The sequence below is a fragment of the Sphingopyxis sp. CR5 genome (genome assembly GCF_059693785.1).
Window position 1 is genome coordinate 203,355 of the sequence record NZ_JCATIE010000009.1, and the last position, 13,653, is coordinate 217,007.

Sequence of the window (13,653 nt, forward strand, 5' to 3'; positions counted from 1 at the left end):
CCCGCCTCGCGCGCCTGCCGGCAGCCACCGGGGCTGTGGCGGGCAGACCGGGCCGATTCCGGGCTGCGCACGAGACGATCGGGAAGTGCCGGGTCAGGGCGTCGAAATGCCGGCACAGCAGATCGCTTTCTCGAAGAGCATGAACTGGGCGTTGTCCTTGCCCGGCGCGTGTTTGCCGGAGGTCCAGAGCGCGCCGGGACGGCCGATGTTGACGCACTTGCCGCCCTTCACCGGCTCCATGAGCTGGAGTTTGTATCGGCTCTTGGTCCAGATCGGCTGCGGCTTGAACGAGCAGCCGTCCGCCGAATGGATGGTCAGCGCGCCGAGCCGGCCCATCATGAACGTGCCGCGCGCTGCCAGCCCCGCCCAGGCTTCGACGCGGTCGCCCATGTGAATGTCGCCGGCGACAGGATAGGTGCTTCCCCAACTGCCCATGCACCAGAAGAGCGGGTCGATGACCTTGCCCGCTGCCGCCGCGGCGCTGTCGGACATGCAGGCAAGGCCGGCCGCGGGATTGCCGAACAGGATGCCTTCGGGCTGGATGATCGCTCCCAGCGTCCCCGACTGCCAGGTCGGCATCACCTCGGTCATCAGCGCGACGTCGAAACCGTCATCCTCGAGGCACGGAAGATCGCTGAACATGTCGAGCATCTTCCAGACCGGCGCGACATAATAGTGCATCTGCGCGAACAACTTCGTCGTGTTCGTGCCGTCCGAAATCGACGACTGGCTGCCCTGGAGCTTGCCGCCGGTCGCCATGATGTCCGTGCCGAGCGCCATCATGCAGCCGGGTTCGGTCACCACGTCGATCATCCGGTTCGGAGTCCAGAAACTGACCTTGACACCGAACCAGAAGGTTGCACCTTTGCGGCACGCACACAGCGGTTTCGACGCCGATTGTGCGTCGAGCGCCTTGTCGAGCTTGTCGTAGCTGCCGGCGCGCACGCCGCCGATGGTGATGGGGAAGATGCAGTTCCAACGCACCTTGGTGATCGGGTTGAAGATCGTGTCGCTCGGACATTTGGATGCTTGCGCTGGAGCGGGGATGAAAGCGAGAACTGCGCCGAGCCCGACGGGTACCGCCCAGCGAAAGGACCGGCGCGTCTTCTTCGGCTCGACTTGGCGCCTGGCGCCGCTGCTCCCCGATGCGGAAGTCGCGCGCAAGTGTCGGCAAGCTGGCATGACTTCTCCGTTCCGCCAGGTAGGGCGCTGAAAAGGTTGGATGAGGCTTCGGCGCTCTGTATGGGCGATTGGCCTGCCCGAAGCGGAGATGGACCCGCCGACATGCTCGTCGCAACCAGATGGGAAAGGATATGCCGCGGATGGGCACATCGTTGCCGCTATCAGCGGTGCGGGGCCGGCTTCCGTGACGCTGAGGTTGGATTTGCCGATCAGATGTCTGCTCGCGGTCCCGTCGCGTCCTTGCGGACCAGACCATGGCGAAGGGAAGGCACCAAAGCTCGCTTCTTGCGAAGCGAGTTCCTCCAGGCATCAACGAAGTCGACGATCGGGCCAAATGGGACCCTGCGGAATCTTGCGAACTTCATCGAAGTAAAAAAAGACGCCCGTCCAGCCGGAGCCAGGCGGGCGTCAAGATGAAGAACTCTGTCTTCGTTTCCGATTAGAGCTCCCCTGGGTCGCGGCGTCCGAATAGGCGGATGACCGGATTTGCGATTGGATGAAGGCGCCAAAAAAGAGCTGGCGAAATTACGGCGTGCTCGCCGAGCGTAGGATTTGGCTCGCGGGAGCCGGGCCTTTTCGTTCAAGCGCGAACTCGCTGACCTCGAGCTTTTGTCCGACCTGCGCGACTATGACCGGCGCAACGCGAAGATCGAGCCGCTCCTTCACGCGCTCTTCGAGAATGAACAGCGGGCGCGCAACCTTCTCTCCGAGTGCGATCGGGTCGGTCACCTCCGGGCCGCCTCCGGCGAGCAATATCCAGTCGCTCGCCCGCGCGTGGCCAAGCGCCCAGTTCAGGTCGCGCGAATGAACCACGATCAGGCGCTGCGGCATCGACACATAGGTGAGGGGGTTGAAGGTGTAGCCTTTGGGATAGAGCAGTTTGCCGTCGTCCAACCGGACCTCAAAATCGAGCGTGTGGAACGGCACGACGCTTCGTTTCCTGTTCGCGCGCGCAACGCCGAGGGCGGCTGACTGCATTGCGCTCCACTTCTCACGCGGACCGAAACGACCCGCGATGCTTTTCGGCTGCTGCGCAACGCGCGCCTCGATTTCAGAAAGGGCATCGGGTTCAGCGATCGCCCAGGTGCGCCCGATCGCCGCGGTCTGTCCACGCGCCGTGGCGGCGATGACGAATGCCCCAAACACGAGCATCAACGAGGTGCCAAACTGCCAGGCGGCCACTCGAATGCTACCGCGATCATGTTCCACGACGATATCTCCTCCATCTTTCTCGCGGATCGGAGCTGCCAACACCGATGATCGCACCGACAAGTGAAACCAACGAGAGAAGGCTCAGCACGACGATGAGCGATCGCGGCGAGTTCGCGATTGGGCCGGGCGCGGCGAAGAGGATGAGGGCTTGCGCCTGGCCGAGCATCAGGCCACCGACGGCCAACCTGACCGCGATGGGCGAAGGAGCGTGGGAGAGGAGGCCGTTCATCGTGTCCGCCGATGACCGCGCCACCGGAGCATCAGACCGCTCGTCACGGACGAGAGCCAGATCAGGACCAGCCCGCTTGCGAAGCAAGCGATTCCGACCGTCACCGACGCCTGCGTAAACAGCGACGTCGGCTGGTCAACCAGCAGTCCGGCGATGAGAACGAGGCCAGCCATCATGACGGATTCGATCATGACGAGCCGGAACCGCCAACCCAGTGCCTGCCGCTCGGCCACTGCCGCAACGGCCGCGTCGAACAGCGCCCGATCGGCGGGCAACATGGCGTCGAGCTGCATCGCTAGCTCGTCGGGATGGAGCGAAGGCCGCTTCATGCCGCTGGCTCCGATGCTCGCGGCAAGTCGCGGCTATCGCCCAATATCTCGCGGGGATCGACGTCGGCGAGCTCGCACACAGCCTCGAGCGGCGATCGCCCGGCCCGGATCAGTGCTTCGAACGCCGCGACTTCGCCGGGCGCGCTGGTGTTGATCCAGTAGCTGAAGGGATCGACGACAAGCCGCGCGACCCCGAGCCCGAGCGGAGAGTCGATGAAGACCTCGCTATAGTTCGGCTTGTTGTTGCGGACCGATTTCAGGAGGTCGAGGACGAACCCGGAATAGTCAAGAATTTTGCTCTCGACAGCACGATCATAGGTGGAGCCTTGCAGGAGGAACCGCGTCGCCGCATTCTCGAGGATGACTTGGCCTGTGCCGCCGAACAGCGTGAGGTCGTTCATAGACTGGAGGACGATGCCGAAGCTGCCCTGATATTTGCGGGCACGGCGGTAGCCTTGTGCGAAGGCTTCAGCCAGCCGCGACAGATCCTGACCATCGCTTTTCGTCATGAACTGCGCTGCTTCGTCACAAAGCACGAAGCGGGGCCGGTCGCGCGCCGAGAGGTAGAGCTCCTGCGTCACCGCATTTACCACCACCATGACGATGACGTTGAACAGGTCAGGCATGGCTTTCAGCCGCTCGAGCTCGAGGACGACGAACTCGTCGGCGGAGATGTCGAAGGTCGACGGCCCGTTGAAGAAGTGCCCGTAAGCGCCATCCGAGCCGAAATCCCTGAGATTGAACGCGAGCTCGCGCGCGACCGGCTTCAGATGCTCGACACGGTCGAGATCGGCTGCGGCAAATTGCGGATAGGCACCGAGCCAGGCGCGGACCGAGTCGATGCCTTCATCGGCATAGCCCCCATCGATCGTCCACTGGACGGCCGACTTGATGAGATTCCATTCTGAGGTCGAAACGCCTTTGCGCGTCGCCGCGTTCCCCATCTCGGCAACGATCGCGACCGCCATCGCGATCGCCGAATGCTTGTCCTCGCCGTCTAGCGCGAGCCCGAGGTCGAACGGGTTCAGAACCAGCCGTTCCTCGCCGACGTCGATATAACGACCCGAGCAGAGGGTGCAGAGCTTGCGGTAGGATCCGCCAATGTCGATGATGCGGATGAGGGCGTTCTGGGCATAATATTGCCGGCAGAGATCGTTGAGGAGGAAACTCTTGCCCGCGCCGCTTTCGGCCGCGACCACAAAATTATAATTGTTGATGCGCGGATCGAAGAGGTCGAGTGTGACGAGCTGACCCTTGCGGCCCACATAGAGCAGGGCAGGGCGGCCGCCTCCGCGAAAGTCGGTCTGGATCGGCGCCATCAGCGCTGCCGCCTTCACCGGCATCCGGAAATCGCGCTCGAGCATCTTGATCGTTCGGCGCTCGGGATAAAGGCCGAACGGCAGGCTCGCGGTCAGCAAGATCGGATTGAGGTAGGATTCTTCCTGCACCATCCAGGGCAGCGGTTCACTTTCCCAGAGGCGCTTGGCGCGCGCGGCCATCTCGCGGGCGTGATGGGAATCGCGGCCGAACACCCAGACGGTCGGCATGACCGAGACGAAACGGCTGTTGCCGGCCTCGTCGAGCACCCAGCCGATTTCCTCGATCTGTTTGCCGACCTCGACCGCAAAGCTGCCCGCCGCTTTCTGCGCCGACAATATCTGGGCGCGCTTGTGAATTTCGAACTGCGAATGGTCGAAGAGGATGTTGAGGCAATAGAGGAAGGGGCCGCCAATCTGGTCGCTGTCCTCGGCGCTCCCGCGCATCCCGCCCATCAGCCGGTTCATGTGTTCCGCGGTAACCCGCCTCGCCGGCGCTTTCGGCGTCAGGCAGCGTGCGACCTGGCCCCCGAGGAACACTTCGGGTCCGTCGAAAGCGAGATCGGGGCCGGCATCGACGATCTGCTTGCGGATCGGCGGGGCGGGGTGCCCGGCTGCACCGCTGGCGAATACGCCAGGAGCGTCCTCGAAGACGCCGTTGAAGATACGGCGATAGAAGGAGATCATTTCGTGCGGCTCGACGCGGCGAATGCCGAGCTTGGCAAGCTGCTCTTCGATCTGGCGGCGCAGGTCGCTGTGCATGGGGGCGCGCGTTTTGACAGCGAGGAAGGTCCGGAAATCACGCACCGGAATGCCGTGGAGCGCGCCAAGCCCGTTCCGGCCTTCGTTTAGATAAGCGTGCGTCCGGCGCGCCGATGCCTGGATCAGCGGATCTGGCCGGGTCTTGAGGTCGAGATAGGCGTCGAGCGCTGGCGCAATCAGCGGGTCGGCGAAGCTGATAAGCTGGACGACGCTGTTCTCGGGAAACTGGGCGTTGAACAGGCCGAGCAGCGCCTGGTGAACATGCGCGAACATATAGGCGGTAGGGGTCAACTCCCAAGCATAGCCCCAGCCATCATCGATGCAGAGAAAGGCTTCCTCTTCCTCGACCCAGGCGACGAGCGGGAGGAAATCCGAATAGCGGTCGCGCGCAACGGCGCGGTGCAGGTCGGAGAAGGTAAGACCACCGCCGGTTCCGGGCGCCTTCATGGCCGCGGCTCCGCGCGCGCGGGCACAACCGGCGGCGTCAGTTCGCTTCCGGGCACCTCGCGGATCTGCTCGAGCACCGGCACGCGCGCCGCGGCTGAGACCGGCGGCACGAGATAGCCGCCGACGACCCAGGAGGGGGGCTCAAGCACCGAATAGACGAAACGCGGCATATAGAGCCGGTCGGGCCGGTTCCGATCGGCATAGGGCAGGATCAGTGTTCGCACCGCCTGCGCCGGCCGCAGCATCGGCGCCTCGGGCGCCTCGATCAGCCCCTGAAGCTCCCGGTAGACGCTGTCGCGGTAATCACCATAGGCATCAGCATCGCTGCGTCCTCGGCGCGCGGTGCCGCGCTGGTTCGCCTTGAGCAATATCTTGTCGCGTGTCACCGCCGGGTCCGAACGCGAAGCCCGGCCCTCCGCCGCATCCTCATAGGCTTTCTCGGGATGGATGCACTGGCCGTGATCGTCGTTCTTGCAGCTGAACTTTTCGCTGTACGGCGACATCGCTGAGCCGAGCGTTGCGCACCCTGAGAGTGGCAAGACGCCGGCAAGCAAGAGTGCGGCTGAGCAGAGGCGCGCGCGGCGCCGGTTTGACATATCGGTCATCGATATTCCTCCGAGGATGGGCGGGGGCATCAGAACTTGCTCCCGGCGGTCGGCTTGATCTCGAGCGTGACGCCTTCCTGGATGACGACGACGACGTCCTTGGCGGCGCCCACTTCGACGATAGGTCCCGCCTGCCGCGCGAGATCGAGATAGAAGTCGGTGAGCTTGTCGGACGACTTCGAGAGGCCGCCTGCGATCCCCACCTTGGCGGCGTCGCCGACATCGAGCGTCCGCACCGAACCCAAGGCCGATGTCGACACGTCACCGACCGTGTTCTCGACCGTCTGGCTGATCCCGCTGATCGTGCCGGCGATGAAGGCGCGCGCGAGACTCGCGCCGGCGCGCGTTACCACCTTGCCCGACAGCCCCTTCTTGCCGTCGGTGTCGACGAAGAAACCCTTGATCGGCTGGTCGACCACCGAGCGTTCGTCGAAATCGACGCAGGACAGCGATACGAGCTGGACCTCGACCCGCTCCTTGGCGAGGCTGCCCGTCGCGTTGCCGATGACGAAGCAGCCCGAGAGATTGGCCTTGACGTCATTCGGCAGCACGGCGGGCGCCTGGACGCGCGCAATCAGCGGCTCGGGGTTCGAGGTAGCATCGCGGCTCGCGAGCGCGTCGATCCCGGTCAGCAGCCGCGCCTTCATGAAACCAGGTGGCAAATAGATCGTCCGGGTCTTTTTTTTAGCGCCAGACGGCGCGCCCTTGCCATCGGCCGCGGCAATCGTGCCGGGGGCGGTCACCGCGGCGCCGATCGCGCCGACGGCCTTTTCAACCGGGGGCGCAGGAGGAGCAGGGGGCGCCGCGGGTGGTGAAGGAGGTGGCGGGATCTCGCCCGTCGCGATTTCGGCATCGCCGGGCGCGGGTGGATAATCCGGTATCGCGCCCGGCAGAGCCGGGGGAAGCCCGGGGTCGCCGTCGGGAGGTGCGCCTGGCTTGCTGCCGGGCACGACCTTGCCCTCCTCGATCGCGGTGACGCGGTCGCCGAGCAAGGTCTGGCCATCGAGAATCTTCTGGAGGTCGCCCCGCAGCTTGGTCTCGAGGCTGTCGCCGCGCAGGCCGGCGCCCATGTCGAGCTTGGTCACCGCTGGCGCCTCGGGCGCCTTCTCATCTCCGCCTGTACTCGCCGCGTAGAGACCGGTACCGAGCATCGCGACGACGCCCGCGACACTCAACTGCTTGGCGCGCAGCTTCTGTTTCGAGCCCAGCGTCGCCCAGCGCTCCTTGAATGCGAGAAGAGCGGGGCCGCGAGTGGCCTCGGGCGGAAGCGGTTTGCCGACCTCGCCGAGATCGAGCGGCTCTTGTTCGGGCGTGTCGTTCATTCGCCGTCTCCCCGGCGGATAACGATCAGCCGCGCGCTTTCGCCCGCCTTGAGGCTCAGTCGGTCGAGCGTGACTGCGAAGATGTCGATGCCAAGCGCGCGGTCGAGGAACTGCTGTTCCTCGAGCACGACATCGCTGTCGCTACCGAGGCGATACTCGGAGACGGAAAGGCCGGAGCCTTCGATCGCGAGACGCCGGCGCTCGACGAGCTGCGCCGAGGGGAGGCCGGCAATCGTGATCGTTCCCGACCGCGGCGCGACCTCGGTGAAGCTTGCCGGCACGCGGTCCTGAAGCATCGCGAGCGTGATCGACACTGCCCTCTCTTCCTCGACTAGCGGCCCGAGCAGCTCCTCATTGGCCCGTGCGCGCTGCGGCCGTCCGGGAGCAAGCGTGACCGTTTGCGCGGGAATTTCCGTAGGCTCGGCATAGAGCGGATAGATGGCCCCGTTGCAGCTGATGAAGAACTCAGAGGGTGTCGTCACATAGCTGCGCGTCACCATACCCATATCGTCGACTTCCTTGACGAGAAACTTGATCCAGGCGTCGGAGCCCGCGCGCTCGACCGCGATCGCCTTCTCGGCCGAGAATTTTACATCCTCGATCTCGCCGCCGACGCAGACGATATGATTGACGTCGCGGTTTGAGAGGCGGATCGTGCTCATCTGGTCGGGAAGGACGGTGATGGCTTGCGCTGATGCGGGCGCGGGCAACAGCAGCGCGGCAACGGGCAGCGCCGCCGCGAGCCTAGCGAGGCTGGACATCGAATTTCTCCTCGGTGAGCGAAATGACCCAGAAGCGTCCGTTCTCGACGGCGTAGCGGACGCGAAGTTCGCCGCGGAACTTGCGGATGACACCGCCGATCACGCGGACCTTCTCGATCGGGACCAGGATGTCACGCTCGGTCCACTGGACCGGCTGATCGGGGCGGATGTAGGTCGCGATCGACAGCGTCGGATTGCCCGCGAGCTCGTCCAATATGCCGTTCAGGCTGTCGCGCATGCTGTCGTACGCCGATGGATGGACGATCGAGAGCAGTTCCTGGAACTGCCGGTCGGCCGAGTAGGCCGAATAGGTCCCGGCGAGCGCGACGATATTGCGCGTCATCGTGCGGATATAGGCGGCCGATGGCTTCGAGCCGGTCACATAGAGATCGCCGCCCGAACCGAACGGCACGACCACCGTGCGCTCTTTCTGGTCCGAGCTGTAAATGACCGTGCCAAGCACCGCGGTAATGCCGAACAGCCCGACGATCGCGAACTTGAGCAGCCGGTTCTCTTCGAAGAGGTTCGATGAGCCCTGAATGTACCGATGGATCCCGAAGCTGGCGGGTTTACCGAGCAGCGGGTCGACCGGCGCGCTTCGGGGTTTGCGATGACGCGAGAACATCTGCGGCCTCACTCGTAAAATCGGGTTTGGGTCGGACCCGGATAATGGCGAAAGCGAAGCATCCCCCAGCGCCATGCGAGATGGGCGAGGAAACCGCGCGGCTGCGCGCGCTTCCATGGCAGGAAAAGGAGAAGGGCCGCGATGAACGCCCAACCGACCAGTCCGCCGACGATGACGGCGACGAAGATGGTGGTGACCACCAACACGAACTCGTCCGATCCGAACCACAGGATCTGAACCGGCTTGTGCAGATATTGGGGCAAGCGTTCGTCCATCGACCCTTCTCCTCCTGCTACGGTCCTCACCAGCGAAGCAAATCGAAAGCGAAGACGAGGGTCCGGGAGCACTTCCTCCCGGTGACCGGAACGTGGGCGAGCGTGGAACCCGAATGCTTGCCCACGTTCCGATGCCGTCAGATCACCATGCCGAAGGTTTGAAGGATGCTGTCCGCCTTAATGAGGCAGACGGCAGCGACGATCGTCGGGATGCCGATCATGATATTGCTGAACAGTCGCGACACGCCGAACAGGAAGGCGGCGACGCCCCCGACGAAGCCGAGCGGGCCTTTGACACCCTGGTTCACGACAATGTCGTAGATGTCGTAGCCGAGATCCCCCGCCACGGGCGCGGTAAAGGCGTGGGCGCTTGCCGCGAGGAGCGACAGAAGCAGGACCGGTACGCCGACATCGGCGGCCGAAAGTACGGTTCTGGTAAGTTTTTTGACCATGAATGATTGCTTTCTTGGGCATTGGGCCGCCCTGAACTCTGCCTGCCGGCATCGATGGTGATCGTTGTCGGCCGACGGCGGTGCTGGACGGCCCGAAGGGGCGTCGCCGCCGGCATTCCGGTGCGTTGGGACCGAGAGCGATGATGCTCTCTGCGTCCGAGCAGCCGCCATGAAGAGATGGAATTCAGCGAGAGACACGGTTGGTCTTCGCCGAGGATAGAAAGGCCTCGATCTCGGCCTGCTGAAATCCGGAGATGAGCTTGCCGCCCGCGATCAAGGTCGGCGTCCCGCTGACACCAGCGGCGCTGACCACTTTGGCGTGAGCTTCGACCTTTCCGCGGCCTTCAGCGCAGGTTCGCAGCGCTGTCGGCGCGGCACCCGAATAGATGGCTTTAAAGGCTACCGCCTTATCGACTGAGCACAGGATGTGCTCGGACTTTGCCGCGGCTTCCGGATGAATGCCGCTCACGAAGAATATGAGACGCCGGACCGGTTTTCCCTCGGCGGCCTTCGCTGCCCAATATCGATTAAGCGCGCGACAATAGGGGCAGTCGGGATCGGTAAATTCGATCACCGTCGGCGCATCCTTGGGGCCGATTTCAAGCGCCTGTGAGGAGTCTATCGATTTCAGACGGTTGGAGATGCCGGCTTCCTGCGCGAGGGCTGTCAGATTGACGCCGTTCTTGTCGAAGATCGACGCGAACAAGAGATGCTCGCTCTCGGGCGCATAATAGACGATCCGGCCGCCAGCACTCGCTTGATAGATCGCGCCTTTCACCGGCGCCGGTTCGAAATCATCGAACTGGAGATTTGTGAAGGTTTGCTTGAGTTGCTGCTCCGCCTCCGCTGCGGCTTTTGCCAGCAACACCTTCTCCGTCTTCTCTTGTGCACAAACGACCGGCGAGGCGAGAAGTGCGGCCGCCGCCAGTAAGACGGCAGGTTTCTTGAAGGGGCCGTTCGCCGATAATGACGATAACCGGAATCGAGGCGCAGCACGATCGTTCGCGGAATCGCATGACATGAGTCCTCCCTGGCGCGACGGCGCCCGTTCGATGTGGGTTGCGTGAACGTCCGATGAGGCAGCCAGTGATAAGTCAGCCGGTCGGAACGGAGGGATAGATGGACGCGCTGTGAGCCAGCGGCAATCGTGAGGGCAGGCGCGTTCCCCAAGGCGGCACGATTGTGCCGCAGCCGAGCATCGTGATTCCAACTTTCATATTGGAATCAATGAATTGAAGGGAATTGCGTCAGGCGCGACACAGACTGAAATCCTTGAAGATGAACGAAGCTAATAGACTGAAAGCATCTCTACTTGCTGTGTCGCTCAGCGATAGCCAGCCTCGCATGGAGCGCTAGCGCACCACATACTATTCGGACGGAAGCTCATGTCGGACACCAGGACATGCGAGAAGGGCGGCGTCGCTTCGCTGGATCAGCTCAAGGAGTTCTCTGGGCGGCGCATCGAAAGCGAGCGTCTTCGCCGTCGCTTGAGTCAGGAGCATCTTGCCCGCAGAGTTGGATTGAGCGTTCGTTGGCTACGAGAGATCGAGAGCGGTAACCCGGCCGTGGCGCTCGATGACCATTTACGTTGCGCAGCGGCGCTCCGTCTCGCGCCCGCGTTCGTCCTTCTTCCCTTGTTGGACCCTGACTACAGCCAAGCTTCGTCGATCGATCCAGCGCCATTCGAATGGGCCGACATCGAATATCTGATCTGGACTCATATCGGCAGACGAGCAGGATGGGCTGCACACCGCGGCGAATTTGAACGCGCCCAGGAACCTCTGCGCGCCGAGGTTCGAGTCCCTGCTGAAAATCAGTCAAGAACAGCACAATCTTTACCTGCTACTCAGGATAGGAGCTAAAATTGCTACTTGTGAAAATTTGTCAAGTGAACCAGGGACAAGGATTTGCGTACCCGAGTTGCATTGCGATCAGAACGACGAAGTTCGGGGCAAACCGACATCCCAGGATCGTCCAGAACTTGCCAAGATACTCGATGGCTTCTGAGCTGCTACCCGTTTCTGGACCGCCCTGCTGGCAGCCTTCCAGCGTGCTGACATCAGGGCGGGCCATGTGCCGCTGATGCCAACATGAGCGATATCGGTGATTTGTTTTCGATCGCGCTGTGCGGTCGTACCTCGTTGTAGTCCCTACGCCAAGCCTCGCATTTTCGCACCGCGTCATCCAGGCTCATGAACCAGTGGGCGTTAAGGCATTCCTTGCCGTTGAAGCTCTCGATGAACGCGTTGTCGGTGGGCTTGCCAGGCCGCGAGAAGTCGAGCGTCACGCCCTTCATGTAGGCCCACAGATCGAGCTCGCGGGAGATAAAATTCGCTGCCATTGTCAGCCCTGATCGAGGCGGGATAACCCACTTGCGCGCAGCCCCGTTCCAGCACCTCGAACACATCCGGTGTCCGGTGCAGGCGCGATTGCCGCTCGACGACGTGTTCATCGCGCTGAAGGACGTGATCCCACACCTGACACGCTCGTCGCTGCACCGTTGCCTGCAACGCCACGGGATCAGTCGGTTGCCCAAAGCCGATCGGGAGAAGCCGAAGAAGTTCAAGAAATATGAGATTGGCTACTTCCACGTCGATATCGCGGAACTGCGCTATGAAGGCGGAAGAGGCTTCCTCTATGTCGAAGTGGACCGCACCTCGAAGCTGGTGTTCGCCCGCATCTATCGCCGGGCGACCAAGCTTGCCGCGGCAGCGTTCCTGCGCGTGCTTATCAAGACGGTGCCATACAGGATCCGTGGCCTGCTGCCGGTTTGGTGGACACCGAGATAGGGTGTTTCCACCTATCGGAGGTCCACAATGCAAAGAAGGAAGTTCAGCCGCGAGTTCAAGCTTGAGGCGGTGAGGATGGTCCGCGAACGCGGGGTGACGATCGCGCAGGCGTCGCGCGATCTGGATGTGCATGCGAACGTGCTGCGTAAATGGGTCCGGGAGCTTGCCGCCGATCCGGGTCATGCCTTTCCCGGTCACGGTCAGATGAAGCCGGAGCAGATGGAGATCGATCGCCTGCGGCGCGAGCTGGCCAAGTTGAAGGCGGAGCGCGACATCCTAAAAAAAGCCGCCGCCTACTTCGCGAGGGACTCGATATGAAGTTCCAGTTCATCGCGAAGCACCGAGGGATCTGGCCGGTGGCATGGATGTGCGGGGCGCTCGGTGTCTCGCGAAGCGGCTTCCATGCCTGGCTGATCCGCCCGCCGTCGCAGCGTGCCCGCGACGACGAGGTGATCGGTGCGAAGGTCCGTGCCAGCCATGTAGGAAGTTATCGCACTTATGGCGCGCGCCGTGTCTGGCACGACCTGCTGGCCGATGGGGTGTCCTGCGGCCTGCACCGGATCGAACGGCTCATGCGGGCGCAGGGTCTGCGAGCGAGGCCGCGGCGACGCGGGCTTCCCAAGGATCACGGCGATCGTTCGGTCATCGCCGGCAACGTGCTCGATCGCCAGTTCACGGCAGACAGGCCGAACCAGAAGTGGGTGGCCGACTTCACCTATATCTGGACGGCCGAGGGATGGCTCTATGTTGCTGCGGTGATCGACCTGTTCTCGCGCCGGGTGGTCGGATGGTCGATGACTCCCAACATGACAGCCCAGCTCGTCACCGATGCGCTGATCATGGCGATCTGGCGGCGCGGCAAGCCCGATGCTCTCCTGCATCACTCGGATCAGGGCAGCCAGTATACCAGCGAGCAGTTCCAGCGGCTCATGGCCGACAATGGGGTCACCTGCTCAATGAGCCGGTCCGGCAATGTATGGGATAATGCCGCCATGGAGAGCTTCTTCTCCTCGCTCAAGACCGAGCGGATCGGGAAGAAGATCTACCGCACGAGGGCGCAGGCGAAGGCCGACGTGTTCGATTATATCGAATGCTTCTACAACCCGACCCGGCGTCACTCGACCTTGGGTTACCTCAGTCCTATCGACTTCGAACGTGAAGCTGGGGTAGCCTGAATGAACTTATCTCGGTGTCCACCAAACCGGCAGCAGGCCACCGTAAGCGCTAGGCTTCGTGGACAAAGGGTATCCAGAGTTTAACTGAGGCGAGCGCGACGAAGCCGAGGTAGGATTCCTTGGTTTTGTCGTAGCGGGTGGCGACCCTGCGCCAATTCTTGAGTTTGTTGAA

At 62.9% G+C, this 13,653-nt stretch carries 14 protein-coding genes and 3 pseudogenes; 3 read left to right on the forward strand and 14 right to left on the reverse strand.

The genetic code is table 11. The features are described from left to right. Positions 1-93 precede the first annotated feature (93 nt). The 12 genes from AC58D2_RS15230 to AC58D2_RS15285 form a co-directional block, all read right to left on the reverse strand. On the reverse strand, positions 94-1,047 hold the full coding sequence (locus tag AC58D2_RS15230; RefSeq protein ID WP_039581037.1) for a TraU family protein: 954 nt from the start codon (positions 1,045-1,047) through the stop codon (positions 94-96). 660 nt (positions 1,048-1,707) lie between these two features. Continuing rightward, positions 1,708-2,334, reverse strand: a complete 627-nt coding sequence (locus AC58D2_RS15235) for a hypothetical protein (protein WP_054590308.1) — start codon at positions 2,332-2,334, stop codon at positions 1,708-1,710. Positions 2,335-2,380: 46 nt separating this feature from the next. Next, positions 2,381-2,623: a hypothetical protein gene (locus tag AC58D2_RS15240; RefSeq protein ID WP_054724994.1), complete on the reverse strand. Its 243-nt coding sequence runs from the start codon at positions 2,621-2,623 to the stop codon at positions 2,381-2,383. Then, positions 2,620-2,952, reverse strand: a complete 333-nt coding sequence (locus AC58D2_RS15245) for a hypothetical protein (protein ID WP_054588712.1) — start codon at positions 2,950-2,952, stop codon at positions 2,620-2,622. The genes AC58D2_RS15240 and AC58D2_RS15245 overlap by 4 nt, the downstream gene beginning before the upstream one ends. After that, positions 2,949-5,477 (reverse strand): TraC family protein, encoded by a 2,529-nt coding sequence (locus AC58D2_RS15250; RefSeq protein WP_120216958.1) that lies wholly within the window; start codon positions 5,475-5,477, stop codon positions 2,949-2,951. Before AC58D2_RS15250 ends, AC58D2_RS15245 begins: the two co-directional genes overlap by 4 nt. After that, the gene (locus tag AC58D2_RS15255; protein ID WP_054588710.1) at positions 5,474-6,082 is read right to left on the reverse strand and encodes a TraV family lipoprotein; all 609 of its coding nucleotides are present in this window, start codon (positions 6,080-6,082) and stop codon (positions 5,474-5,476) included. Before AC58D2_RS15255 ends, AC58D2_RS15250 begins: the two co-directional genes overlap by 4 nt. 29 nt (positions 6,083-6,111) lie before the next feature. Beyond that, positions 6,112-7,404 (reverse strand): TraB/VirB10 family protein, encoded by a 1,293-nt coding sequence (locus AC58D2_RS15260; protein ID WP_054588709.1) that lies wholly within the window; start codon positions 7,402-7,404, stop codon positions 6,112-6,114. Then, complete coding sequence (locus tag AC58D2_RS15265; protein WP_054588708.1) at positions 7,401-8,165, reverse strand: type-F conjugative transfer system secretin TraK; 765 nt, start codon at positions 8,163-8,165, stop codon at positions 7,401-7,403. The genes AC58D2_RS15260 and AC58D2_RS15265 overlap by 4 nt, the downstream gene beginning before the upstream one ends. Then, a complete protein-coding gene (locus AC58D2_RS15270) occupies positions 8,149-8,790 on the reverse strand; it encodes a TraE/TraK family type IV conjugative transfer system protein (protein WP_054588707.1) in 642 nt (213 codons plus the stop codon). The genes AC58D2_RS15265 and AC58D2_RS15270 overlap by 17 nt, the downstream gene beginning before the upstream one ends. An 8-nt stretch (positions 8,791-8,798) precedes the next feature. After that, positions 8,799-9,065, reverse strand: coding sequence for a type IV conjugative transfer system protein TraL (locus AC58D2_RS15275; RefSeq protein ID WP_054588706.1), 267 nt, complete (start codon positions 9,063-9,065; stop codon positions 8,799-8,801). A gap of 137 nt (positions 9,066-9,202) precedes the next feature. Continuing rightward, on the reverse strand, positions 9,203-9,517 hold the full coding sequence (locus tag AC58D2_RS15280; RefSeq protein ID WP_054588705.1) for a hypothetical protein: 315 nt from the start codon (positions 9,515-9,517) through the stop codon (positions 9,203-9,205). 184 nt (positions 9,518-9,701) lie between these two features. Beyond that, entirely contained in the window at positions 9,702-10,538 is an 837-nt protein-coding gene (locus AC58D2_RS15285) for a DsbC family protein (RefSeq protein ID WP_082665251.1), read from the reverse strand. Positions 10,539-10,902: 364 nt separating this feature from the next. Here AC58D2_RS15285 and AC58D2_RS15290 point away from each other — a divergent pair, with 364 nt between their 5' ends. Further along, entirely contained in the window at positions 10,903-11,379 is a 477-nt protein-coding gene (locus AC58D2_RS15290) for a helix-turn-helix domain-containing protein (protein WP_081997358.1), read from the forward strand. Positions 11,380-11,576: 197 nt separating this feature from the next. Here AC58D2_RS15290 and AC58D2_RS15295 read toward each other — a convergent pair. Next, positions 11,577-11,925, reverse strand: a pseudogene (locus AC58D2_RS15295) (integrase core domain-containing protein); the annotation flags it as partial. A 6-nt stretch (positions 11,926-11,931) separates the two neighbouring features. Between AC58D2_RS15295 and AC58D2_RS15300 the strand changes: the two are divergent. Next, positions 11,932-12,282: pseudogene (locus AC58D2_RS15300) on the forward strand (transposase family protein); the annotation flags it as partial. A 51-nt stretch (positions 12,283-12,333) separates the two neighbouring features. After that, positions 12,334-13,481, forward strand: a protein-coding gene (locus tag AC58D2_RS15305; RefSeq protein WP_095385752.1) for an IS3 family transposase whose coding sequence is annotated in 2 segments (ribosomal slippage) — positions 12,334-12,592 and positions 12,592-13,481 — 1,149 coding nt in all. Because the reading frame shifts where the segments join, the coding sequence is not laid out codon by codon here. 49 nt (positions 13,482-13,530) lie between these two features. On the opposite strand, the pseudogene AC58D2_RS15310 reads toward AC58D2_RS15305, so the two are convergent. Then, positions 13,531-13,653: pseudogene (locus tag AC58D2_RS15310) on the reverse strand (IS5 family transposase); the annotation flags it as partial.